General features: G+C 72.2%; 15 protein-coding genes. 3 read left to right on the forward strand and 12 right to left on the reverse strand.

Going from position 1 to position 24,189, the window contains the following annotated elements; genetic code table 11:
• Positions 1 to 78: 78 nt before the first annotated feature.
• The 9 genes from WME89_RS10465 to WME89_RS10505 all read right to left on the reverse strand — a co-directional run bounded on the left by WME89_RS10465 (position 79) and on the right by WME89_RS10505 (position 14,970).
• A complete protein-coding gene (locus WME89_RS10465) occupies positions 79 to 6,147 on the reverse strand; it encodes an AAA family ATPase (RefSeq protein WP_438009075.1) in 6,069 nt (2,022 codons plus the stop codon).
• A gap of 282 nt (positions 6,148 to 6,429) precedes the next feature.
• Positions 6,430 to 7,923, reverse strand: a complete 1,494-nt coding sequence (locus WME89_RS10470; protein ID WP_438009076.1) for a dihydrolipoamide acetyltransferase family protein — start codon at positions 7,921 to 7,923, stop codon at positions 6,430 to 6,432.
• 3 nt (positions 7,924 to 7,926) lie between these two features.
• Entirely contained in the window at positions 7,927 to 8,901 is a 975-nt protein-coding gene (locus tag WME89_RS10475) for an alpha-ketoacid dehydrogenase subunit beta (RefSeq protein ID WP_437625001.1), read from the reverse strand.
• 164 nt (positions 8,902 to 9,065) lie between these two features.
• Positions 9,066 to 10,256: a thiamine pyrophosphate-dependent dehydrogenase E1 component subunit alpha gene (locus WME89_RS10480; protein WP_438009077.1), complete on the reverse strand. Its 1,191-nt coding sequence runs from the start codon at positions 10,254 to 10,256 to the stop codon at positions 9,066 to 9,068.
• Positions 10,257 to 10,437: 181 nt separating this feature from the next.
• Positions 10,438 to 11,007 (reverse strand): tellurite resistance TerB family protein, encoded by a 570-nt coding sequence (locus WME89_RS10485; RefSeq protein WP_438009078.1) that lies wholly within the window; start codon positions 11,005 to 11,007, stop codon positions 10,438 to 10,440.
• Positions 11,008 to 11,336: 329 nt separating this feature from the next.
• A complete protein-coding gene (gene lipA, locus WME89_RS10490) occupies positions 11,337 to 12,479 on the reverse strand; it encodes a lipoyl synthase (RefSeq protein WP_438009079.1) in 1,143 nt (380 codons plus the stop codon).
• Positions 12,480 to 12,635: 156 nt separating this feature from the next.
• Positions 12,636 to 13,775: an S-methyl-5-thioribose-1-phosphate isomerase gene (gene mtnA, locus WME89_RS10495; RefSeq protein WP_438009080.1), complete on the reverse strand. Its 1,140-nt coding sequence runs from the start codon at positions 13,773 to 13,775 to the stop codon at positions 12,636 to 12,638.
• Positions 13,776 to 14,120, reverse strand: a complete 345-nt coding sequence (locus WME89_RS10500; protein ID WP_438009081.1) for a hypothetical protein — start codon at positions 14,118 to 14,120, stop codon at positions 13,776 to 13,778.
• A 10-nt stretch (positions 14,121 to 14,130) separates the two neighbouring features.
• A complete protein-coding gene (locus WME89_RS10505) occupies positions 14,131 to 14,970 on the reverse strand; it encodes an SDR family oxidoreductase (protein ID WP_438009082.1) in 840 nt (279 codons plus the stop codon).
• 778 nt (positions 14,971 to 15,748) lie between these two features.
• Here WME89_RS10505 and WME89_RS10510 point away from each other — a divergent pair.
• Together WME89_RS10510 and WME89_RS10515 are read left to right on the forward strand one after the other, a co-directional pair.
• Positions 15,749 to 16,828, forward strand: coding sequence for a CAP domain-containing protein (locus WME89_RS10510; RefSeq protein WP_438009083.1), 1,080 nt, complete (start codon positions 15,749 to 15,751; stop codon positions 16,826 to 16,828).
• Positions 16,829 to 17,261: 433 nt separating this feature from the next.
• Complete coding sequence (locus WME89_RS10515) at positions 17,262 to 18,071, forward strand: alpha/beta hydrolase (RefSeq protein WP_438009084.1); 810 nt, start codon at positions 17,262 to 17,264, stop codon at positions 18,069 to 18,071.
• A gap of 374 nt (positions 18,072 to 18,445) precedes the next feature.
• Here the strand turns inward: WME89_RS10515 and WME89_RS10520 are convergent, their stop codons facing one another.
• On the reverse strand, positions 18,446 to 19,465 hold the full coding sequence (locus tag WME89_RS10520) for a hypothetical protein (RefSeq protein WP_438009085.1): 1,020 nt from the start codon (positions 19,463 to 19,465) through the stop codon (positions 18,446 to 18,448).
• A complete protein-coding gene (locus WME89_RS10525) occupies positions 19,466 to 21,103 on the reverse strand; it encodes a hypothetical protein (protein WP_438009086.1) in 1,638 nt (545 codons plus the stop codon).
• 615 nt (positions 21,104 to 21,718) lie between these two features.
• On the opposite strand from WME89_RS10525, the gene rlmN reads away from it, so the two are divergent.
• Positions 21,719 to 23,008, forward strand: coding sequence for a 23S rRNA (adenine(2503)-C(2))-methyltransferase RlmN (gene rlmN / locus WME89_RS10530; RefSeq protein ID WP_438009087.1), 1,290 nt, complete (start codon positions 21,719 to 21,721; stop codon positions 23,006 to 23,008).
• On the opposite strand, the gene WME89_RS10535 is transcribed toward rlmN, so the two are convergent.
• Positions 22,986 to 23,882 carry a DUF5995 family protein gene (locus WME89_RS10535; protein WP_438009088.1) on the reverse strand — a complete coding sequence of 299 codons (897 nt, stop codon included), beginning with the start codon at positions 23,880 to 23,882 and terminating at the stop codon, positions 22,986 to 22,988. The two genes, rlmN and WME89_RS10535, sit on opposite strands and share 23 nt — an antisense overlap.
• Positions 23,883 to 24,189 lie beyond the last annotated feature (307 nt).

Raw genomic sequence — 24,189 nt, forward strand, 5'->3', positions numbered from 1 at the left:
CTGCGCAGGAGGGTGCCGGGGCTGCGCAGGAGGGGGGCGACGGCTGCGCAGGAGCGCGCTGGCGTTCGGAAAGCAGGGTCAGGCCGGCGCGGCGCCGGGCTCGTCCGCCTCCGGCGGGTTCAGCGGGAGCTCCACCACGAACGTCGCGCCCGCGCCTGGCTTGCTCTCCACCCGGATGGATCCGCCGTGCGACATCACGACCGAGCGCACGATGTACAGCCCGAGGCCGAGGCCGCCGAAGTTCCGCACCGACACCGCGCGCTCGAAGCGCTCGAAGATCCTGCCCTGATCGGCCTCGGCGATCCCGATCCCCTGATCCCGGACGACCAGCAGCGCGAGCTCGGCCTGCCGCCGCACACCGACGAGGATAGGCTTGCCTGCGCCGTACTTCATCGCGTTCGACAGGAGGTTGATGACGACCTGCTCCACGCGAGACGGATCCCAGCACCCGACCACGGGCGCTTCCAGATCCAGCTGCGTCCGGCAGCAGGACTCCGCGAGCTGCGGGCGCATCCGCTCGACGACCTCGCGCGCCAGCTCCGCCAGATCGACCGGCGCCCGCGCGAGCATCAGCCGCCCGGCGTTCAACCTCGTGACGTCGAGCAGCTCGTCGACCAGGCGCCCGAGCCGCAACATCTGGCGGCCGAGAATATGGAACATCCTCTCGATCCGCTCCGGGGGGACGTCCGCGAGCGAGCGGCGGCGCAGCAGGCGCTCGACCGCCTGCACCTGCATCTGCAGCGAGGTCAGCGGGGTCTTGAGCTCGTGAGACGCGACGACGAGGAACTCGTCCCGCCGCTGGATCGCCTCCTGGGCCTCGGCATACAGACGGGCGTTGTCGAGCACGAGCGCCGCGCGGCGCCCCAGCTCCTCGGCCAGCCGCAGGTCGGCGGGACCATAACGGCGCTCGGGCGAGGTCGCCAGCAGGGTCATGACGCCGAAATGCCGGTCGCGCGCGAGCAGCGGAATCCGCAAGAACGCATGAACGCCGAGCTGCTGCCAGAGAGGCCTGACCCGCGGGTCGAGCGAACGCACCTGCTGAAACCGCGGCGTGACGCGGCCCTCGTCCTCCTCGGCTCCGGCCGGCGGCGCCTCCGCCAGGCCGCGCAGCGCGGCCTTCAGCGCTTCCAGCTGCTCGCCGGACACCCCTGCGAGGGCCGTCGTGCTCGGCGTCCCTTCCTCGAAGCGCACCTCGATGATGCACTGATCCGACAGCTCGGGCACCGGGAGCTGCGCGACGTCCTCGAACGTCGCGCCGTAACCCAGCGTCATCAGCTGGCGGCTCGCCTCGGCCAGGAAGCGCTCGGCCTGCTCGGCCCGCTTGCGCTCGGTGATGTCCGTGGAGATGCCGCAGAGCCTGTGGGGCACGGCCCCCCCTCCAAGAGGGAATTTGACCGACAGGAAGGTGTGCAGCCCGTCCTCCAGCGGTATCGTCTCCTCCCACTCCATCGGCGCGCCCGCCTCCAGCACCTTCCGGTCGTGCTCGCGGATCATCTCGGCGACGGGAGCAGGGAAGAGCTCGGCATCGGTCCTCCCGAGGAGCTGCTCGCTCCGCACGCCCAGCAGGGTGCCTATGTGCCGGTTGGCGAGCAGGAGCCGGCCCTCGCGATCTTTGAGGTAGATGCTCGCCGCCGAGTTGTCGACGATGGCCTGGAGCATCTCCTGGTGGGCCTTGAGCGCCTGCTCCGCCCGCCGGCGCTCGGCGTTCTCCTGCTCCAGCTCCGAGTAGAGCATGGCGTTTTCCAGCGAGATGGCTGACTGCGAGGCGAGCAGCTCGACGACGCTGAGCCGCCCTGGAGTGAAGGCGCCGGTGACGAGGTTGTTCTCCAGGTAGAGCAGCCCGATGAGGCCTTGGCGCACGATCGGGAGGCACAGCACCGATCTCGGGCGCTTGCGCCGGAAATACTCGTCCTCCATGAAGGGGTGCCGGGCGGCGGCGTCGTCGAGCAGCACGCGCTCGTGGCTCCGGCGAACGTAGTTGAGGATGGACTGCGGCATCGCGGCCGAACGCGCTTCGTCCGAGCCGAGCAGTCGCACTGCGCCTCCCGGCACCTCGATCGCCGCGATCCACGGGTGATCCTCTCGGACCAGGAGGACGCATCCCTCCTCGGCGCCCGCGTGCTCGACCGCGATGCGAAGCAGCGTCTCGAGCAGCCGCGGGAGCTTGAGCTCGCCGGAGATGCTCTGCGACGCCTTCACCACCGACAGGACGTCGAACTGCTCGGCTCGTACGGCGAAGGTGACGGTCGGGGCGATCGGCTTGCGCAGGGCGAGGTGGGGGTAGCGTTGATCGAGCTGCTCGACCTTGGCGTGGGCGCCCCACCTGAAGTAGGCGGCGCGGGCCTCTCGCAGGTAGCTGTCGGCGGGCGTCGCGAGGCCGCGGCCGCGGTAGAACCCCGCGGCGAGCTCGCAGGCGATGGCCTCGTGCTGGACGAAGGCGCCCTCCCGCGCCGCCGCGATGGCCTGCTCGTAGAGCCGGCTGGCCTCCGGCTCGTGCCCCTGGAGCCGGGCGATCTCGGCGCGGACCAGGGCGTGCTTGTGGAGGAAGTTGTCGGGGCCGCTCCTGGCCCACTCGCCGAGCTGCCGCTCGCACTCGAGGAGCCGCTCGGGGAGCTCCCGCTGCGGGGAGGGCCCCGTCTCGTGCGCCTCGCGCGCTTCGTTGAAGAGGGCCGCGAGCGAGAGCGCGAGATAATAGAAGCTCTCGGCGATGACCGCGTGCGGCACGACCCTGGGGGGGTGCTCGGCGATCGCGCGGGTCGCCGCCGCGAGCGCCTCTCGGGGAGAGCCGAGCACGAAGAGCGCCTGCGCCTTCAAGCTGTGATAGAAGTCGCGAGCGGCCTCCAGCTCCCCAGCCTCCTCCAGCTGCGCCTCGAAGGCCGGCGGATCCAGCTCGGACCCGTCCAGCATCGAGAAGCGGACCGGCCTCCCGCGCAGCGTCTGGATCATGGCGTGGCCGCCGAGGAGGGCGTTGTGCGCAAACGTGTAACCGACCCAGTGCACGAAACCGAGGCGCTCCTTGACCTCGTGGAGCACGTCCTCCAGCGGCTCGCCAGAGAGCAGCGGGAACAGCGCGGCCCAGATGCAGTTGGTGCACGCCATGTTCAGGTCACCGGACTCGACCGCGGCGCTGAAGCCGTCGCGCGTGTACGGATACGTCTCTCTGTAGTGGCGTGTCCAGAAGACGACATGGTGTCCGAAGAGGACGACCACCGCCGATTTCGTGGTCAGGAGGCCGCTCCCGTCCGCCAGGTCCTGGCCAAGCCTGCCGAACAGGTAAGCCTCCTGATATCGCCCGAACCTCGAGCTGATCACCATTGCGAAGGCGGCGTACGCGACAGCGGAGTGCTCGGCGTTGCCGTGGCGCAGGCTGAGCTTGACCATGCGCATGACGACGAGATTGTACAGGTTCGGGTCCACGAAGAACGCAGGGAGGGACACGCTCTGCAGGACGCCCATCGTGATCTTGATCTCCGGGTGCGTCATGGGGGGCAGATGGATCAGGTCCTCGATGGCCCGATCGCCCAGGGCCTGCCAGACGCTCTCGGTCTCCGTCTCAATCTGTGCGTCGGTGGGGTGGAGCGGCAGATCAATGTCGCACGCGCGGAGGCACGAGAGCCCGATCTCCACCGCGCGGGCGTATTGCCCGCGGGTGACATTCAGCGCGACGACGAGCGCGGCGGCGGCGGCCGTCTCGTGCCGAGTCCTCGCGCGACCCATGAGCTCTTCCAGGCGCTGCTCGGCTTCCTCGAAGCGGCCGGTGATGTACGCGATGTGCGCGCGCTCGAAGGTCAGGCCATAGGTCAGCTCGTGCCGCGCCTCCCACGAGGCCGGCGCGAGCAGCGAAAGGCCCGCGGCGAAGAGCGCGGCGGCGGACTGGAAGGCCGCGGCGGCCTTGGCCTTCCTGCCGGCGCGGAGGTTCAGCGCCGCGACCTCATCCCGCTCCGCCTGGGAACGTAGAAGCGCGGCGCCGCGGTTGAGGTGGCCGACGACGTCGAAGAGCGCGTCGTCGCGCTCTTCCGCGCGTTGTGCCGAGAGGAGCAGCCGCCCGATCCCCAGGTGCATCTCGGCGAGCTGTCCCGCCGGGATGAGCGAGTAAGCGGCTTGCTGCACCCGGTCATGGAGGAATCGATAGCCAGAGCCCCGGCGGAGCAGCAGCCCCTCCTGCACGGCCTCCTCGAGCGCATCGCGGAGCTCCGCCGCCGGACGGCCCGCGACGATCGCGAGGGTGTCGAGGTCCAGGCTGCTGCCGAGGCACGCGGCGAGCTTGAGCGCGTCCCGCGCCGGGACCGAGAGCCGCATCAGCTTGCCCGCCATCAGCTCGACGACGTTGTCGGTGAACCCCTTGTCGCGGATCGCGGCGATGTCCCACCGCCACCTGCGCTGCTCCGCGTCAAAGGCGATGAGCCCCTCCTGGTGCAGCGCGAGCAGGAACTGGAACACGAAGAACGGGTTGCCGCCCGTCTTCTCATAGACGAGCCGCGTGAGCGGCTCGACCTGCTCTTCGGGCGCGTGGACCGTCTCGGCCACGAGCGCCCCGACGTGGGCGGCGGAGAGCGGCGCGAGCACGAGCTCGGAGACGGCGGCGCCGCGCTTCCGCGCCTCGGCCAGCGTGAGCCGCAGCGGGTGCGCGGGGCCGATCTCGTTGTCGCGGTAGGCGCCGATCAGCAGCAGGTGCTCGGACCCGGTGTAGGTGGCGAGCTGTTCGAGCAACTGGAGGCTGGCCGCGTCGGCCCACTGCAGATCGTCGAGGAAGAGCGCCATGGGGTGCTCCTTCCGGGCGCACACCGCGACGACGCGCTGGAGGGTCGCGTGCAGCCGGCTCTGGGCCTCGGTGGGCGGAAGCTCGGGCACGGGCGGCTGGGGGCCGAGGAGCAGCGTGAGCTCGGGGAGCACATCGGCGAGCAGCCTGCCGCTTTCGCCGAGGGCCTCCCGGAGACGCTGTCTCCAGCGCTCGACCTGCTCCTCGCTCGCGCAGAGGATCTCCTGCAGAAGCGCCCGGAACGCCTGAAGGAAAGCGCGGTAGGGGACGTCCCTCGCGGTTTGATCGAACTTGCCGGAGAGGAAGAATCCCCGTTCCCTCGCGATCGGCCGGTGCAGCTCGGCGACGAGCGACGACTTGCCGATGCCCGAGTACCCCGATACGAGCACGAGCTCTGGCCGGCCCTGCGCCACCACCCGCTCGAACACGGCGAGCAGCGCCTCCACCTCGCGCTCGCGCCCGTACAGCCGCTGCGGGACCTGGAACCGGTTGGAGAGATCGCGCTCCCCGAGCGCGAAGGGCTGGATGGTGCCGCTCGCCCGCCACCTGGCGGAGCACTCGTCCAGATCGTGCCGCAGGCCCGCCGCGCTCTGGTAACGCTCCTCGGCGGCCTTGGAGAGCAGCTTGAGCACGACCTCCGACAGGAGCGGCGGAATCGAGGGGACGATCGCGTGCGGCGCGACCGGCTTCTGGGCGACGTGGCAATAGAGCCACTCGACGGGATCACTCGCCCGGAACGGCAGCACGCCAGTCAGCAGTTCGTAGAAGACGACGCCGAGGGAGTAAAGATCGGTCCGATCGTCAATCCAGCGGTTCATCCGGCCCGTCTGCTCCGGGGCCATGTAAACCAGCGTCCCCTCGATGAGCCCGACGTGCGCGAGGTGCTGGAGCTCGCGGGGGATCCGGGACGCAATCCCCAGGTCGGTGATCTTCACCTCGCCGGTGGTGGGGTTGAGGAGCAGGTTTTGGGGCTTGATGTCCTTGTGGACGACGTCGTGCCGATGCAGCCCGGCGAGCGCCTCCGCCAGGCCGACGGCGAGTGGGAAGAAGCGTTCGAGCGGCGTCGGCCCTTCCAGGAGCCGATCGAGCGACACGCCGCCGAAATCCTCCAGGACCAGCGCCGGCTGATCGCCGAGCATCACGAGCGCATAGGGCTTGACGACGGCCGTGGTGTCGATAGCCCGGGCGACCTCGTACTCGTGACGCAGTCGCTCGAGAGCGCGCGGGCTCGCGTGATCGCGCCGGAGGACCTTGAGCACCACGGGAACGCCGTCGTCTTCGCGCACACCCCGGTAAAGAAGGGTGTCCGAGCCCTCGCAGAGGACCGCGATGATGGCATAACGGGACGACGCCCCGGGATCGGAGCAGACGGGAATGGTGGTATCCACATGAGCCCCACGACGGCTGGTGCGAAGCATGCTGCCATGGTCGGCGCGCATCGCCATCGCCATGAGCCGGCGAGGCGCCGGGCTCATCCGTTCACCTCCGCGAACCAGCGCCCGCCACGACCCACACCGGAGCCACCCTGTCGATGACATCGTGACAGGGCTCGACGAAGAAGATGCCGACCAGGTGGGCTCGCGAGGCCGGTGAGACAGGGGCGCTCGCTCAGCGCAGCGCGCAGGCGAGCCCACCAGATGGGCTCGCGCGCTGGTAAGGCGGGGATGCGCTCAGCTCATCTCGAGGAACAGCCGATCCGGATCCTCCAGATACCCGATGATCTCGTACGCGAACGCCGCCCCCACGTGACCGTCGATGATCCGGTGATCGAACGACAGCGACAGCAGCATCACCTCGCCGATCACGATCTGCCCGTCGCGCACCACCGGCTTCTGCTTCATCTGGTGGATCCCGAGGATCGCGACCTCGGGGAAGTTCAGGATCGGCGTCGCGAACAGGCCTCCTTGCTGGCCGAGCGACGTGATCGTGAACGTCGAGCCGCCGAGATCCTCCGGCTTCACCCGCCCCGACTTCGTGTCCTCGCCGAGCCGCGCGATCTCCTTCGCGATGTCCAGCACGCTCCGGCGATCCGCGTCGCGCACGACCGGCACGATGAGCCCGGCCTCGGTCGCGGACGCGATCCCGATATGGTAGCTCTTCTTGACCACGATCTCCTGCGTGGCCTCGTCGAAGGTGCTGTTCAGCGTCGGGTGCTTCTTGAGCGCGGCGACGACGGCCTTCACGAAGAAGGGCAGGAAGGTCAGCTTGACGCCCGCCTTCTCGGCCAGCGGCCGCAGGCGCGCGCGGCGCTCCTTCAGCGCGGAGACGTCGCACTCCTCGACGAAGGTGAAGTGCGCCGCCGTGTGCTTCGACCGCGACATCCCCTCGAAGATCCGCTTGCGCACGCCGCGCAGCGGGATGCGCTCGTCGCCCGGCGACTCGGGCAGCCTCCGCGCGCGCTCCCCGTCGGGCCGGGCCGCCCCGTGCCCGCGGTCCTCCCCCAGCTGCCCGGCGGGCGCCGCCGCCGCCGCGCGCTCCGCCGCCGCCGCCGCGCGCTCCACCGCCGCCGCCGCGCGCTCCCCCGCGCCCCGGGGCGCCGCCGCCCTCGGCGCCGTCACGGACAGCAGCGGTGCCGTCTCGGGCTCCACCTCGGGCGCCTCGAGCGCCCGCACGTCGTCCTTGGTCACGCGGCCCCCCGGGCCGGTCGGCGGCACGCGCCGCAGGTCGACCCCGAGGTCGCGCGCCAGCTTGCGCGTCGCCGGCGTCGCGAGCGGCTTCTCGTTGAAGTACGCCGCCGTGCCGGCGCCCATGCTGCCGTTCATCCAGGCGGCCGGCGCGGGCGCCACCAGGTTCATCCCCGGCAGGTCCTCCTTGATGTCGCCGACCGCCGTCGCCGCCGGCTCCGCCGGGCCGGTATTCGCGGCGTTCGCGGCGGACTGGCGCATCCCCGTCCCCGACGCGGGCGACGGCGCGGCGGGCCTGTCGTCGAGGTCGAACACGACGAGCACCGAGTGGACCGGGACGACCCCGCCCACCTTGCCCCGCGTCTCCACGATCCGGCCCGCGCGCGGCGACGTGATCGTCACCGTCGCCTTGTCGGTCATCACCTCGACCATCGGCTGGTCCTCGGCGACCACGTCGCCCGGGGACACCAGCCAGGTCACGATCTCCCCCTCGGTCACGCCCTCGCCGATGTCCGGCAGCTTGAACTCGTACTTGCCCATGCGTCAGTACCTCGCCGTCTCGAGGATCGCCGGAAGGATACGGTGCGAGAGCGGGAGGTACTCGTTCTCGAGGGTGTAGGGGAACGGGGTGTCGAAGCCCGTGATCCGGACCGGCGGCGCCTCGAGGTGGAGGAACGCCTTCTCGTTGACCAGCGCGACGAGCTCGGCCCCGAGGCCGCAGCTCTTCGGCGCCTCGTGCACCACGATCACCCGGCCCGTCCGCTTCACCGACTCGACGACGGTGTCGATGTCGAGCGGCCACAGCGTGCGCAGGTCGATCACCTCGCACTCGACGCCCTGCGCGGCCGCCTGGTTCGCCGCGTCGAGCGCCTCGTAGAGCATCGCGCCCCAGACCACGAGCGTCGCGTGCCAGCCCGGCCGGACCACCTTCGCCTTGCCGAGCGGCACCGTGTAGTCACCCTCCGGGACGTCCCCCTTCGCCGCGCGGTAGATGCGCTTCGGCTCGAAGAACAGCACCGGGTCCGGATCCCGGATCGACGAGAGCAGCAGCCCCTTCGCGTCCGCCGGGTTCGACGGGCACACGACCTTCAGCCCCGGCACGTGGATGAACTGCGCCTCCGGCGACTGCGAGTGGTAGTGCCCGCCGCGGATGCCGCCGCCCACCGGCGTGCGGATCACCAGCTTCGACGGGTACTCGCCGCCCGAGCGGTAGCGGTACTTCGCCAGCTCGGACACGATCTGGTCGTACGCGGGGTAGATGAAATCGGCGAACTGGATCTCCGGGACCGGCACGAGCCCGTAGAGGGCCATGCCGATCGCCGCCCCGACGATGCCGCCCTCCGAGAGCGGCGTGTCGATCACCCGATCGTCCCCGAACTCGTCGAACAGGCCCTGGGTCACGCGGAACACGCCCCCGACCTTGCCGACATCCTCGCCGAGCACGACGACCCGCGCGTCCCGCCGCATCTCGTGGCGTAGCGCGTCGTTGATCGCCTGGACCATGTTCATCTGAGGCATGCTCTTCGTCTCCGTCTCTCGGCCAGAAGGTGGGAGTGCAACCTCACAGGCCCCCCGCTCCCCTGGGGGCCCTGTCGATCGCGGGCGGCGGCGCCACCCCGGCCATCGGCGCTGCCCGGCGAGCCGCCCCGCCGCCCGCGCCGTCCACGCCGCGCCCGCGCGGCCTAGTGGCCGCCGTGGCCCTTGGGCCTCGGGCCTGCCTTGAGCTGCTCCCGCTGCTCGACGAGGTGCCAGGGCGGCTCCGCGTAGACGTCCTCGAACATCGAGTCGAGCGACGGCGGCGCCACCTTCTCCGAGACAGCGATGCAGGCCTTGACCTCCGCGTCGACCGCCACCTCGATCTCGCGGTCCTGCGCCTCGCTCCAGCCGTGGGTGCGCTCCAGGTGCCGCCGCAGCCGCGCGATCGGGTCGAGCCGGCGCCACGGCTCCAGCCACGCGTCGGGGCGGTACGCCTTCGGGTCGTCGCTCGTCGAGTGGCCCGACAGGCGGTACGTCATCGCCTCGATGAGCGTCGCGCCCTCGCCGCGCGCGGCGCGCGCGATCGCGTCGCGCGTCACCTTCACGACGGCGAACAGGTCGTTGCCGTCGACCCGCACCCCGGGGACGCCGTACGCGACGCCCTTGGCCGCGAACGTGTTGCTCGACGTCTGGCGCTCGGTCGGCACGCTGATCGCCCAGCCGTTGTTCCGGCAGAAGAAGACGACCGGCACCTTGAACACGCCCGCGAAGTTCAGGCCGTTGTGGAAGTCCGAGGAGCTCGTCGCGCCGTCGCCGAAGTAGACCAGCGAGGCGAGCTCGTCGCGCTTCAGCTTCGCGGCCCACGCGAAGCCCACGGCCTGCGTGATCTGCGTGCCGATGGGCGAGCTCACGGAGCCGAAGTGCCCCTCGCGGTAGGTGTAGTGGTCCGGCATCTGCCGCCCCTTCACCGTGTCGTTCGCGTTGCCGAACATGTTGTCGATGTACCGCTGGAGCGGCAGCCCCCGCCAGAGCGCGGCGCCGAACTCGCGGTAGCAAGGGAACACCCAGTCCTGGGGCCGCGTCGCGGCGACGCTGCCGAGGACCGCCGCCTCCTCGCCGAGCGACCCGATGTGGAACCCGATGCGCCCCTGCCGCTGCAGCGCGACGAGGCGCTCGTCGAGCTGGCGCACGCGCACCATGGCCTTGTAGAGGGTGACGACCTCCGACGGGTCGAGCTTCGGATCGTGCGCGGGGTCGAGCGAGCCGTCGTCGCGCAGGACCTTGATGACGTCGTCGGCACACGTGTCGAGCGGGTGCCGTGCGACGGCAGCCTGCGGCTCCAGGCTTGCCCCTGAGACGTTCTGCGGGCGGTCGGTGGAGTACGTCGCGGTGCTCATCGGCTCGCTGGACACTAATCAAAGGCGCTCCCCGAGACCAGTGCCGAGACGTCGCGTACGCTCATTCGCTGTGCGCGTGACGTTGACTCGTCGCAGCGAGCGCGCCCCCTGCTTGACTCGCCGCGGCGAGCCCTCCCGCGCCGCACGTCGCGCACCGCACGCCGCCGTGCGGATGTCCCGGCTACACGCTCCCGGGCCCGGCTGCTTGCGCGAGCGCCTCGTCGACGGCAGCCGCGTCGAGCTTGAACCCGCGCGCGAGATGCTCCAGCACGCCGCGCTCCGGCGCGCTCACGCCGCTGGAGGCGTGCGCCATGAACGCCGCCACGCGCAGCACCTCGCGCTGATGCTCGGTCCGCCCGATCGTGCGGGCGACCATGCTGACGCGCTTCTCCATCCCATCCTCGGCGAGCATCTCGCACAGGTCGGCGATGAGCGCCTCGATCTGCTTCTCGTGGACGAGGTTCTGGCAGGCGTCCACGACGATGTCCTGGAAGCGCTTGCGCTCGGCGTCGTCGAAGTGGCCGTCGGCGTTCGCGACGAGGAACGCGGCCTCGATGATCGTCTCGAAGAGCGCCACGGCGGCCGGATCGAAGCCGGTGGGCATCGTGATGTCCTCGATCGGAGGGCGCGCGCTGTAGGCCCTCGCCGCCTGGGCGAGGATCGACGCGATGCGTGCGCGCGGCGTCTCCGAGCCGGGGCGCTGGGTGCCGGGAGCAACGCCGCGGGGGCGCCTGTCGATGGGAGCGGACATCGTGGTCTCAGACCCTCCTGCGGGCTCAAGCTCGGTCAATCGCCGGGGAGCGTCAAGCCGCTTGCAGCTGCGAACGCGCTGCGCCACCGCGATGCTCCCGCAAACGCAGCAAAATTATCCACCCCCTCGTCCGCGCGTCCCAGAGCGGCGCTCGCCCGCACAGCAGATGGGCCCAGCTCGCCGTCTTCGGCGGTCCGCGCGTCCCAGAGCGGGGCTCGCCCGCACAGGAGACGGGCCCAGATCGGCGTCTTCGGCGCGCAGGCGCACTCCAGTGCGCCGAGCACCGAAGGCGCCGAGGTGGGCCCGTATCCGAAGCGGGCGAGCCCCGCTCAGCGGCGGACGAGAGAGGTCGCGGGGACGAGCTGCGTGGGGGTGGCGGACGCCGCCGCCACGGCGTCGAGCGGGTGGGGCTCGTCCGGGGCGAGCTCCGCGGAGAGGCGGGCCGCCTCGCGCCGCGCCACGGCGAGCCGCTCCTCGAGGAGCGCCTCGACCTGCGCCGCGCCGGCGGCGCCGTCGGGGGCGCCGGCGGACGCGGCGGGCAGCCCGGGGCCGCTCCGGTCCATCAGGCTGCGGACGAAGACCTCGGCGGCCTTGTAGCTCGACCGCACGAGCGGCGCGCTGGCGGCGTAGAGGAAGCCCATCTCGAGCGCCGCCCGCTCGAACGCGGCGAACGTCTCGGGCTCGACGAAGCGCTGCACGGGCGCGTGCTTCGACGAGGGGCGGAGGTACTGGCCGATGGTCACGATGTCCACCCCGGCCTCGCGGAGGTCGCGCAGGGCCTCCAGCACCTCGTCGTCGGTCTCGCCGATGCCGACCATGATCGAGCTCTTGGTGAGCCGCCGCGGCGCCGGCGCGCCGCGCTCCGCCGCGTCCGCGGCCAGGCGCCGCTGGCGCTCCTTCGCGCGCCGCAGCACCGCGAGCGACTGGTCGTAGCTCGACCGGACGTCGCGGATGACGCGCGTGATGCGGCGGACGACCTCGATGTTGTGGGCGAAGACGTCGGGCCCGGCGTCGACGACGGTGTCGACGCCGCTCATGTGGCCCTGGAAGTCGCCGACCAGCGTCTCGATGAGCAGGTCGGGGCGGAGCGCGTGCAGGCGGCTCACGGTGCGGGCGACGTGGTCGGCGCCGCCGTCGAGCAGGTCGTCGCGGTTGACCATGGTCATCACGACGTACTGGAGCGAGAGCCGGGCGATGGCGCGGGCCACGTGCTCGGGCTCGCGCACGTCGACCGCGCCGCGCGGGTCGCCGGTCGTGACCGCGCAGAAGCGGCAGCCGCGCGTGCACACGTCGCCGAGGAGCATCACGGTCGCGGTCCCCTCGCGCCAGCACTCGCCGACGTTCGGGCAGCGCGCCTCCTCGCAGACCGTGTGGAGATCGAGCTTGCGGAACGTCTCCTTGAGGTGGTGGTAGGTGTCCCCTCCGGGAGCGCGGACCTTGAGCCATTCAGGCTTGGGCGAGAACTGCGCCATCAGGGCTGTCCTTAGCCCATGCGAAGGGGAAGCGCGAGGGGGAGGCGGCCGCCCGCGCGAAGCCGCCGCGAACCGGCGCAGAAGCCCGGCGCCATGGGACAGCCGTCTGCCATGGCGGACGGCCGTCCCATGGCGCCGGGCTGCTCGCGGGCGGAGCTAGGCGCCCGGCGGCGGCACGGAGCGGCTGATCTCGCGCGAGGTCAGCTTGCCGCGCTCGGTGAAGATCGCGGTCACGAGCTCGGCCGGGGTGACGTCGAAGGCCGGGTGGCGGACGGGCACGCCGGGCGGGACGAAGTGGCGACCGCCGATCACGGCGAGCTCGTCGCGGCTGCGCTCCTCGATGGGGATCGACGCGCCGCTCTCGGTCGCGAGGTCGATCGTGCTCCAGGGGGCGGCCACGTAGAAAGGGACGCCGTGGTGGCGCGCCAGGCAGGCGAGGCCGTAGGTCCCGATCTTGTTCGCGACGTCGCCGTTCCGGGCGATGCGGTCGGCCCCGACGACGACGGCGCCGATCTCGCCCTTCTGCATGAACCACGCGGCCATCGAGTCGGAGATCACCTCGACGGGGACGCCGTCGCGCTGGAGCTCCCACGCCGTGAGGCGGGCGCCCTGGAGGTACGGGCGGGTCTCGCACGCGAGCACGCGGATGGTCTTGCCCTCGGCGATGGCGGCGCGGATGACGCCGAGCGCCGTGCCGTAGCCGCCCGTCGCGAGCGCGCCGGCGTTGCAGTGGGTGAGGACCGTGCCGGACTCGGGCAGGCGCGCCGCGCCGGCGCGGCCCATCTGGTGGCAGGCGGCGACGTCTTCCCGGTGGATCTCGCGCGCGAGCTCGGCGAGCTCCCGCGCGCGCTCCTCGCCGCGGCGCCCGGCGTGCTGCAGGGCCGCGGCGATCGCGCGGCGCACCGCCCAGCCGAGGTTCACGGCGGTGGGCCGGGCGGAGGCGAGGTGCTCTCCCGCGGCGCGCATGGCGGCGACGTAGCCGGAGGCGCCCTCGCCCCGGGCGGCGCGCGCGGCGAGCGCCATCCCGTACGCGGCGGCGATGCCGATCGCCGGGGCGCCGCGGACCACCATCGACCGGATCGCCTCGGCGACGCCGGCGGCGTCGGTCGCGGTCACGTAGCGCTCGCGCTCGGGCAGCTCGCGCTGCTCCAGGAGGAACACGCGGTCGTCGCCCTGCGCGAGCTCGACGGCCGAGTAGTCGGCGCCGGAGAGGGCCTCGGCCGGCGCCCAGGGCGGCGCCGATCGTGCGCCGTCGCCCGCCTGGGATCTCTGTTCTGCTTCGAAGCTCGTGCTCATTCAGCGCCTCCCGTTCGAGCGTGACGGCTCTCCTTGCGATCCCGCGTCCGTCCCCGAGCCCTCGGCGCTCGCGGCCAGCCGGCCGCGGATCTCCTCGGCGACGGTCGCGAAGTCCTCGGCCGCGTCGGCCTTGTGGCCCACGAGGTAGGCGCGGAGCGCGTCGGCGGCGAGCAGCGCGATGCTGGCGTTGACCCCGCGCGACGTGAGCGCGGAGATGACGTCGCCGTTCTTGAGCAGCGTCTCCAGGTCGTCGAAGACCGCGGCGAGCTCTGCCCCTGGATTGATGCCGCCGCCGGCACCGGGGCGCGCCTTCTCGTCCTCGTCCTCGTCGTCGTCGCGGCTCACGGTTCGCGCCTCATTTCCTGGTGGTCGTCGCCTTGGGGATCGCGGTGAAGGGGAACTGCGGCGGCTCCACGCCGGGCACGCACTGGTACCCGGAGAAGTCGGTGACGCCCTCCTCGCGGAGCAGCGCCTCGTCGACCCACGCCTTGCCGCGCCGGGCCGACGGCTCGCGCGAGAGCAGCGCCAGCGTCGCGTCGGCGATGATGTCCGCCTTGCGCCACAGCTCCGGGCCGCCGAGGCCGAAGTTCATCGTCGCGTAGCTCTCGATCGCCGTGGCGGGCCAGAGGGCGTGGGCCGTGATGTTCTGATCGGCGTACTCCTCGGCGATGGCGTGGGCGACCATCGTCATGCCGAATTTCGAGACCGCATAGGCGCCGTGGTGGGCGCAGGCCGCGGCGTCGACGGGGGGCGACATCATGATGATATGGCCGTATCGCTGCGCGATCATGTGCGGGAGCACCGCCTGCGAGAGGGCGAACGACGCGCGCACGTTGATGCCCATGATGAGGTCGAACTTCTTCATGGGCGTGTCCAGGACATCGGCCCACCAGAGCGCGCCCGCGTTGTTGACGAGCGCGTCGATGCGCCCGAAGCGCTCGGCGGCGGCGGCGACGGCGGCCTTGCAGGCCTCGTCGTCGCGCACGTCGAGCTTGAGGGGCAGCGCGCGGCGACCGAGCGCCTCGACCTCGCGGGCGACATCGTGGATCGTGCCCGGGAGGCGCGGGTTCTCGGCGACCTCCGTCTTCGCGGCGACGACGATATCCGCACCTTCCCGCGCGCAGGCGAGGGCGACGGCCCGTCCGATCCCGCGGGAAGCTCCGGTGATGAAGACGACGCGGTCCTTGAGGCGCATGGAGGGCGGTCATAGCACAGGAGCCGCCGAGGGGGCGGCCCTGCGGTGCGCTGCCCGGGGAGCCGTCGCGAGCGGAGCGGGGCCGAGGGCAGGCTCTGCCGCGGACGGCGGCGGGCGAGGGCGCTGAGCGGTCTGTCCGACCTCGCTGCGACCCCGCGACGACCGGGGAGCCTCGTCGAGATGTCAGGGGGCTTTCAACCGGGAGCGTCGCGCCGGGCCGAGGGATCGCGCCGTGTGCCGTGTCCCGGAGGAGCGCATCGACCGTGCGACGCCGGCCGCGCGGCGCGACCCCTCGGCTCCCGGCGCGACGCGCGCGCGGACGTCTTGTGTCGATCGTCATCTGGCCGCGGCTCTTCTGGCCGCGGTCTCCTCCCGGCGCACGGACACCCACCCTTCGGCTCAAGGGAGATGGGGTGTCCCACTGGCGCCCTGTCGCACACCGATCTCGGTTGAACAAATCCTCTCTCATCGAGGCTCGAACAGGTTGGTTTCACGGCTTTTGGAAAGATCCAGCGATGGAGCGTCAAATCATGCATGCTCGATTGTTTCGTCTCTGGACATGCCAGGGTTCAGGTGACACCGTGTCTCGAGCGAACTGAAGGGAGGCGTTGCGCTGCGCTCGAGAGCGCAGGGCGCTGTTCGGCCCCCTGAACAACGCTGTACTGGGGTGGCCTGTCGCGGCGCTGGCGCCCCGGCGCGACCGTCGGCGCGAGCCGCGGCGCCGGTGCGAGCCGGGCTGGGACAGGCTCACAGAACTAGGAGTATATTAATGAGTGCCTTGCATCGGACGCTTGTCCTCGCCTTCATCGCTGGCTGTTCTGCCGTGGGCTGTCTGAGCTCGACCGGCGTCGACGAGGAGCTGTCTGACGGGAAGTCCGATCCGCTGGAGGGGTCGGTCTGCGATACCGCTGCAGAGGGCGCGGACGTCACGCTCTCCTGCCCGGCAGGGGAGGTCATCACGGCGATCGAGTTCGCGAGCTATGGCCGGCCTCGCGGGACCTGCGGGGGCTTCTCGGCGACCACGTGCAACGCGTCGACGTCGAAGTCGGTGGTCGAGCGCGCGTGTGTCGGGCAATCGAGCTGCACCGTGCTCGCGAACAACGCGACCTTCGGCGACCCGTGCAGGAGAACCACGAAGCGGCTTTACGTCCAGGCCGCGTGCGCCCCGGCGCCGGACGGCGGCTCGACGAGCGGCGGGGGCGGCTCGACGGGCGAGGGCGGCTCGACGGGCGAGGGCGGCTCGACGGGCGAGGGCGGCTCGACGACCGGCGGGGGCGGCTCGACGGGCGAGGGCAGCTCGACGACCGGCGGGGGCGGCTCCACGGGCGCTGAGGTCTGCGGCAACGGCGTGTGCGGCGCGGGCGAGGACTGCTCCAGCTGCGCGAGCGACTGCGGCGCCTGCCAGACGTGCGAAGGCGCGGGGCCCAGCACCACGACGCTCGACACCGAGGAGCAGGCCTTCCTTCGCCTCATCAACCAGTACCGCGCCGAGAAGGGTCTCGGGGCGCTCTCGGCCTGCACCTCGATGAGCCGCGCCGCCCAGGGGCACAGCGAGGACATGCGCGATCAGAACTACTTCTCGCACTCGAGCCTCGACGGCCGGACGCCGTGGGCGCGCATGTGCAACGCCTGTTACGAGCTCGGCTGCGGGGGGACCGCCATGGCCGAGAACATCGCGGCCGGCAACTCGGGAGCGCAGGGGACGTTCGATCAGTGGAAGAACTCGGACGGCCACAACAAGAACATGCTCGGAACGGGCTTCCGGGTGATCGGCATCGGGCGGGCGACCGGGGGCGGCACCTACGGGTCCTACTGGACCACCACGTTCGGCGGCAGCTCCGAGGCGAGCTGCAACTGAGCAGCGCGCCTGCCCGGAGCAGCCTGTCACGTCTGAGGCGTTCTGCTACGGCGGCTCAGCGCAGATCGGGTGCCAGCACACCCGATCTGCGCTGTTCGCCCCGGCGGAGCGCGACCACCGCGGTTCGGCCCGGCGATTGCTTCACGTCGCGATGACCGGATGACCGGACCACCGGGCGGTACAACGGCAAACCATCCACGCAAGCGAAGAATCGCGAAGGCCGTCAGGACGCGGCTGTTCACGGGGCGCTGCTCACCGAGGGCGCCCTCGAGATGTCCGATCGGCGTGGGGAGCAGGTATCCCACGCTCGATCCGGGGTAGCGCCCAGGAAGGTGGGGAGTCGGAAGCAGATCCATGACTTCCCGCCTTCCTGGGGACAGACGGTGTCCTGGCGGTGCGCGCGGCGCGCCCACTGCCCGCTTCGAAGAATGTCATGGCCGAACACATCATCTATCTCCTCGGGCCGTATCGGATCCCCGGCTTCCAGGGCGAGCGGGACGTCCGCGTCTACCTGCCCAGCGAGGGGGCGCACGCCGAGCCTTCGCCTGTGCTCTTCCTGTTCGATGGTCAGAACGTCTTCCACGACGATCCCTCGTACAGCGGCGGCTGGCACCTCCACGAGGCGGTGCGCGATCTCGCGGATCGGGGCCTCGTCGCGCCGGTCCTCGTCGGCATCGATCACGGCGGGGGCGAGCGGCTGACCGAGCTGTCGCCGTTCCCGGGCGACGGCAGCGAGGGGAGGCTCGACGACTTCCTCGGCTGGCTCACCTCCGAGATCGTGCCGGCGGTGCAGCAGCGCTTCGCGGTGCGGCGCGACCCGGCGGGCACGGCGATCGGCGGCTCGTCGATGGGGGGACTCGCGGCGCTCTACGCCCATTTCCGCCGCCCCGATGTGCTCGGGGCGGCGCTGTGCATGTCGCCCTCGCTCTGGTTCGCGGAGCGCAAGATCTTCGATTTCATCGCGGCGCAGCCCGTCCCGGCGAGCTCGCGGCTGTACGTCGACGCCGGCGCCCAGGAGGACGGCGGCTCGGTGCTGCGCGACGCCGCGCGGCTCGTCGAGCACCTGCGCGAGCGGGGGTACAGCGACGCCAACCTGCTCTTCTGCCCGGACGAGGCCGGGACCCACAGCGAGGACGCCTGGCGCCGGCGCGCCCCGGGAGCGCTGCAGTTCCTGTTCGCCGAGGCGGCAGGGGAGCAGCCGGGGGACGCCGGGGCGCCGGACGGCTCGCAGCGGGCCGCCTGAGCTGGTCCCGATGCGCCGGCGGAGCTGAGGGAGGCCCCCGCGCCTCACCGCCATGAGCCGGGAAGGTCAGCATGCGTTACTCGCGCTGTACGGTCTCCTCGGCGCGACAGGCCACGAGCTCACTGGCGTTGCTCGCCTAGCCGCGATGACGGTTGCGCGCGACAGGCACGACGAACAGGCCCTGGTGAGCTATCTCTTTCGTGGTGCTCGACTACATGTCTCCAGCTCGGATAATCCGCTCTTCGGAGCCGGCCGAGTGGGGCTGGTGATGCGGTAGCGTTCGAGTCGATGGCGATATCCACTATCCGTGAGTGGCTATCACGCTCATGAGCTTACGCGACCGTTTGGTGCGCAGAACGCGCGCCCGATCCTCTCTACCGCCGCCCCTTGCTCCGCTTGCGCGTCCCCTGGACGATGCGCGCCGCGTAGCGCGCCGGCGGGGCGCTCGCGGTGAGCGCCGCGCCGAGCCGGGCGGTCTCCGCGTCCGAGAACGAGCCTCTCCGCAGCGCGGCGATCGCCTGCGCGACGACGTCGCGCGACTCGGGGCGCTCCACCTGCGTCCTCTCTTCAAGCCAGCGCACGACCTCGGGGAAGCGGGCCGCGAAGGTCGCGATCTGCGCCGGCATCCCCTGCCGGAGCAGGCGCAGCCCCTGCAGCCGCTCGTCGGCGCGCGGCGAGCGATCCGCCATCGCGAACGCCTCCTCGAGGCGCGCGACGACCTCCGCGCCCGCCGAGATCCCCGTGAGCAGCGTGCGCTCCGCGAGCGCCTCGAGCGCGACGTACGCCTGCAGGTAGCCGTCGGTCCAGGACGCGAGCTCGCCGACCGCCGCGTCGCCCCGCGCCGCGATGACGGCGCGCAGCGCCGCCACGACGCCGTCGCGCACCACGCGCCGCGGGTCCTCGGCCAGCTGCTCGAGCTCCCCCAGCGGATCGAACCCGCCCCGCGCGCCCCGCGCCCCGCGCCCACGCTGCGGGCTCGCCGCGCCTGCGGCGCCCCCCGGCCGCGCCGCCTGCGCTCCTTGCGTTGCCGTCGCCGTCGCCGTCGCCATCGCCGCGAGCGCCTGCGCGGCCACGATGAGCGCGTACTCCTCGGTGCTCGCGCAGAGCGCCCGCACGAGCCGCTCCGCCGGCGGCCCGCGGTCCGCGATCGCCGCGCCGACCGCCCGGGCGAGATCCAGGTTCACGCGCGGCAAGGGCGCGTTCGGCCCGAGGTCGGGGCCTGGCGCGCGAACGCCGCCCCGCCGGGCAGGCAGCCCCGAGCTCCGATCGAGCAGCGCGAGCAGCTCGGCCGGATCGCCGAGCTGCGTGGCGCGCTCGACCGCCGCATCGATCTTCGGGTTGCGCAGCGCGCCGGGGGGCGTCGCGCCCCGGCGTAGATCCGAGGAATCGGCCATTCAGAACCCCAGAGAAAGGCCGACCTCCGGGGAGAGGACGGCGGTGACAGCGGGAAAGGTGAGCCCCGCGCGGACCGCGAGGTTCAGCGAGACGGCGTCGAGCGGCGCGTACGCGACGCCCACGCCGACAGACGCGAACCCCTGGCCCGCTTGCCTTGTCGCGGCGAGCGTCTGCTGCCGGGGCTCGAGCCGCCCGCTCCGGCCCGACCTCGTGCACGGGCTCGTGATGCCGGCGCCCGCCCCGCACGCGTCCGCGTCCTCGAGGACCTCCACGTCGACCTCGGCGTCGACCTGCGCGACGCCTGCCGCGGCGAGCACGAACGGACGGGCGCCGAGCTGCTCGAACGGCCGCGCCGCGAGGAAGTACTGCGCGCGCGCCTCGAGGTGGAGCGGCAGGAACGACGCGCCGCCGCCCGAGGTGCCGCCGGCGGCGAAGCCGACGCGGCCGCCGACCGTGAGGTTGTCGAGCAGGAGCCGATCGTAGGCGATCGCCACCCGCAGCGTCGCGAGCGCGAAGCCGAGGTTCACGTCGTTCGCGACCCCCGGCGTCGGCGTGCCGTCATACCGGGTCCCGTCGCCGCGCAGGCAGACGAAGTTGTCGCTCGCCTGCGACGCGACCGTGCACACGTCCCGGCCGGAGAGCAGCGCGACGTCGGGGGAGAAGGTGAGCGAGACCCAGTTCCTGCGGACATCCGCCGCCGCCTCCGCCGCCGCCGTCGACGACGACGCCGATCGCGCGACGCACGAGCCGCCGACACAGGCGAGCCCGCCGTTGCACTGCCGGTCGTCGAGGCACTGCCGCGGCCGCTCCTTCTCGGGCGCCGCGCACGTCGCCGGGGGCGCGTAGCCGGGCCAGTGCGGCGGCGTCGCGGCGGGGCGCGCCTTGATCTCCGTGGCCAGCGGGGCGTCGCGCGCGCCCGCGCTCGCGAGGATCGCGCCGTCCTCGTCGACCGCCGCGACGTGGTAGCGCAGCGTCCCCTCCTTCTCGAGCGCGGAGCACGGCACGTTGATGCCGAACCCCTGGCCCCGCAGCTTCTTCATGACGAGCGGGCGGTACTCGTCCTCGCCGGGCGGCAGGTACCAGACGGTCACCTGCTTCACGCTGGACAGCAGGTCGGCCGGCACCTCGATATAAAGAGGGACGGGCGTGCGGACGCGCTGCTCGGGCGGCGGCGACATCTGCAGCCGCGCGCCGGCCGCGGCGGACGCGCCGGCACCGGTCGCGGCGCGCGCCTGCTCGAACGCGAACGAGACCTCCGGCGTCGCCAGGCCCGGGTCCAGCCGCGCGGACGGATCGATGCGGAGGGCGTCCGCGAAGGCGTCGCGGGCGTCCCCCAGCTCCTTTCGCCCCTGGGCGAGCACCGAGCCCAGCGCGACGAACAGCCTGGCCTTGACCGCGGGCGAGCACCCCGACTCGCCGCAAGCGTCGATGGCAGCCCGGAGCTTGCGCTCCGCCTGGTCGAACCGGGTCTCGAGGTAATCGGTCCCCAGCGCCTCGTTCAGGGCCGCCTCCGCCTGGGCATCCCGGGGAGACGCCTGTGCCGCTGCAGCGCCCGCCGTCAGCCACCCGCAGAGGCTGACCGCGATCGCGAGCAGCGCGCGCGGCGCGCAGGGAGCGGGGCCGTTGCGTACGGACATCGGCCGGCAACGTAGTCCACAGGTGCGGCCACGAGCTCCACAAAAATCCGAAAGCCGGCCGTCTGGCCGCCCGACCTCCGTCCCACGGCGGGCACGGAACGGGCAAGTAATCCACAGGTTGTGCCCAGCTTGTGGATTACCCGCACGTGTCCCCTGGCACCTCGCGGAGCTGCCCGGGTCCTCGTCCGATCGCGGGGGCGGCAGCTCCTCCAGACCCCGGCGCCGACCATGGGCCAGCCCGGGCATGGACGCGCCGCCCACACCAAGTTCACCGATTATCTTGCGATCTCGGGCACTCCGCGGCCCGACCGCCGCAGAGCTTCCGGGCGCTAAAGTCCCTCCTCCGGCACCGATCTGCAACCCAAAAATCACGCGCCTGACCCGGGTTTGGCCCCTCCACAGGGTTGTCCACAGATTGGCCACCCGATGGCCCCAGACGACGCGCAGGTTTCGTCCATGCCCGGCCGGTGCTGGCCCGGGGCGCCGGTCGAGATTGACAGACGCGTGACGACATGAAGAGGGGAGCCGGCGGACGCCCGATCTGGCGGAGCCGTCCGGAGGCGCGCGGCGGCGGCTGGGCGCGCGGCGCCGCGCGCGGCGTGCTAGCTGGTGCGCATGCGCCTTCCGGAATTCCCCGAGGAGATCGCGCCGGCCCTCGGCGCCAGCGACGCGCCGGCCCTCGGCGCCAGCGACGCGCCGGCCCTCGGCGCCAGCGACGCGCCGCGCCTCGGTTCCAGCGACGCGCCGGCCCTCGGCGCCAGCGACGCGCCCGCGCAGCTCGCTGCGCGCCCGCTCGTCCGGAGGAGCGCGCGCGCCGGCGCACGGCTTGCCGACCACGACGCCTCCTCGCTCGCGGAGCTCCTCCTCAAGGCCGGCGGCACGGCGTCCGCGGCGCGCGCCGTCGCCGGCAAGGTGGTGCGCCACGCGTTCGGGGCGGAGCCGGCCGCGCTGCAGCCCGCGCCTGCATGGGACGCGGCCGCGCTCGCCGCCCTGGGCATCGGGGCGTGGGCGCATGAGGCCCTGCTCGCGCTCGATCCCGCCCCGTCGCTCGAGATCGCCGAGCAGGCGCCCTCGACGGACGACACGCTCCGGCTCGTCCTGCGCGCTCGCGACGGCGCGCTCATCGAGTCGGTGCTCATCCCGGGGCCGGCCCGCACGACGCTCTGCGTCTCGAGCCAGGTCGGCTGCGCCCGCGCCTGTGCCTTCTGCGAGACGGGGCGGCTCGGGCTCGCGCGCCAGCTCGCCGCCGGCGAGATCGTCGATCAGGTCCGGATCGCGCGCGCGCTCGCGGCGCAGCGCGGCGGCGCGCCGCTCAGGAACCTCGTCTTCATGGGGATGGGGGAGCCGTTCGATAACCTGGGCGAGGTGCTGAAGGCGATCCGGCTGCTCACCGACCCGCGGGCGTTCCGGTTCGCCCCGTCGCACGTGACCGTGAGCACCGTCGGGGTGGCGGACAAGATCGAGCCGTTCTTCCGCGACGCGCACGCTGAGCTCGCCGTCAGCCTGAACGCCCCGGACGACGCCCGCAGGCAGGCGATCATGCCGGTGAACGCGCGCTTCCCGATGGCGGCCCTCAAGGAGGCGCTCGCGCGGTCGATGCCGCAGGGCCGGCGCGTGCTGTTCGAGTACGTGCTCTTCGACGGCTACAACGACGCGCCGGAGGACGCAGATCTCCTCGCGGCGTACGTCGCCGGGCTCCGGTGCCGCGTGAACGTCATCCCCTGCAACCCAGGCCCGGATCCCGCGCTCCGCCCGCCGTCCGCGGCGCGGCTCGACGCCTTCGTGGCCCGGCTGTCCGCGCACGGCGTGACCACCCTGGTGCGGCGGCCGCGGGGGCGCGACGTGGGCGGCGCCTGCGGCCAGCTCGCGGGGATGGCCCGCGTCAGGCAGCCATCGCCAGCGTGAGCGCGGCGTTCCGGACGAGCGGGGCTCCCACGCGGAGCGCCCCGTTGCCCGCCGCGAACGTGCGGGCGACCTTCCCCGCGTTCCGGTTCATCCGGGTGACCACCGTCCGCCGGTCCAGGTCGCCGGCCGTCGCAAGCAGGGAGAGCAGGTCGTCCCAGACCCTGTCGCGCCACTTCCGGAGCAGGAAGAGCACGACGCTGGAGACAGTCCGCTGCACGTCCTTCGTGACGGTCGCGATCCGGGCGAGCGGGCAGCCATAACGATCGCTCAGGATTGCGAAGATTTCCGGCATCGCCGCCGCGAGAATTTCGTTCACAAGGTCGTGGTCGTGGCGGTAGCGGCCGAGAAGCCGGGCGTCCTGCACCGCGCCGTGCTGGACGATGTTCTGGTAGAGCCCGAGGGCCAGGTCGTAGTTGATGTGCGCGTTGATGCCGAGCAGGGCGTGAACCGCCGCCGCCGTCCCACCCGCGCTGTTGCACTGGAACGCCACATCCCACGCCTCGACGCCCGTGGAGCGCCCGTCCAGCGACGCCTCCAGCGCCTTCAGGTAGTACTCGCAGAAGATCCCGGCGAGGCGCGAGATCCACGCGGGCTCGAGGAACCGGTCGTCCGTGCCGTCGACGACCGCCTCCTTCACGCGGCGCGTGATCACGGCGTAGACGTCGGGGAACACCGCCCGCGGGTCGTTCTTCTCGCGCAGCCGCGCGGCGACCGTCTCCAGGGCGACGAGCGCCTCGGCGACGTTCATGGGCTTCATCGTCACGCCCTCGAGGACCGCGTGACGCGCGGCGGACATCGCAGGCCGGCACGCGGCCGCCGACCGCGTCTGCTTGCTGATCATCGCCAGGGGTCGCTCGGAAGTAAGGGTGTTCATGGCTGCGCTGAGCGAGCGAATTCAAGGATCGTGCCTGTATGTCCTGTTCGCAGTCGTACACTTTGCGTCGCCCCCTGAGGTCGCCCGGCGCGGGCGATCGAGCGCGCGCGACAGGCGCAGGCGCGCTGGTCCGTCCCGCCTCCGCCTGCGCGATTTCCCGTGAATCCAGCGAAGCGCAGCCCTTGGAACACCCGGGCGAGCGCGCGAGCGCCGCAGCGATGTTTCTCCCCTAACCGCGAGGGGGCCGTTCAGCGGGTGCTACCTGAATGCCATCTCCCGACAACGTGAGAAAGCTGACCAGAGCGCC

The sequence above is a fragment of the Sorangium sp. So ce321 genome, from assembly GCF_051530195.1.
Taxonomy (GTDB): Bacteria; Myxococcota_A; Polyangia; order Polyangiales; family Polyangiaceae; genus Sorangium.

What these genes read in the sequence shown, in the direction of transcription:
- WME89_RS10470 (WP_438009076.1), bottom strand. Translation starts at nt 7,923, where the DNA reads ATGGGCAAGTACGAGTTCAAGCTGCCGGACATCGGCGAGGGCGTGACC.
- WME89_RS10475 (WP_437625001.1), bottom strand. Translation starts at nt 8,901, where the DNA reads ATGCCTCAGATGAACATGGTCCAGGCGATCAACGACGCGCTACGCCAC.
- WME89_RS10480 (WP_438009077.1), bottom strand. Translation starts at nt 10,256, where the DNA reads ATGAGCACCGCGACGTACTCCACCGACCGCCCGCAGAACGTCTCAGGG.
- WME89_RS10485 (WP_438009078.1), bottom strand. Translation starts at nt 11,007, where the DNA reads ATGTCCGCTCCCATCGACAGGCGCCCCCGCGGCGTTGCTCCCGGCACC.
- lipA (WP_438009079.1), bottom strand. Translation starts at nt 12,479, where the DNA reads ATGGCGCAGTTCTCGCCCAAGCCTGAATGGCTCAAGGTCCGCGCTCCC.
- mtnA (WP_438009080.1), bottom strand. Translation starts at nt 13,775, where the DNA reads ATGAGCACGAGCTTCGAAGCAGAACAGAGATCCCAGGCGGGCGACGGC.
- WME89_RS10505 (WP_438009082.1), bottom strand. Translation starts at nt 14,970, where the DNA reads ATGCGCCTCAAGGACCGCGTCGTCTTCATCACCGGAGCTTCCCGCGGG.
- WME89_RS10515 (WP_438009084.1), top strand. Translation starts at nt 17,262, where the DNA reads ATGGCCGAACACATCATCTATCTCCTCGGGCCGTATCGGATCCCCGGC.
- WME89_RS10520 (WP_438009085.1), bottom strand. Translation starts at nt 19,465, where the DNA reads ATGGCCGATTCCTCGGATCTACGCCGGGGCGCGACGCCCCCCGGCGCG.
- WME89_RS10525 (WP_438009086.1), bottom strand. Translation starts at nt 21,103, where the DNA reads ATGTCCGTACGCAACGGCCCCGCTCCCTGCGCGCCGCGCGCGCTGCTC.
- rlmN (WP_438009087.1), top strand. Translation starts at nt 21,719, where the DNA reads ATGCGCCTTCCGGAATTCCCCGAGGAGATCGCGCCGGCCCTCGGCGCC.
- WME89_RS10535 (WP_438009088.1), bottom strand. Translation starts at nt 23,882, where the DNA reads ATGAACACCCTTACTTCCGAGCGACCCCTGGCGATGATCAGCAAGCAG.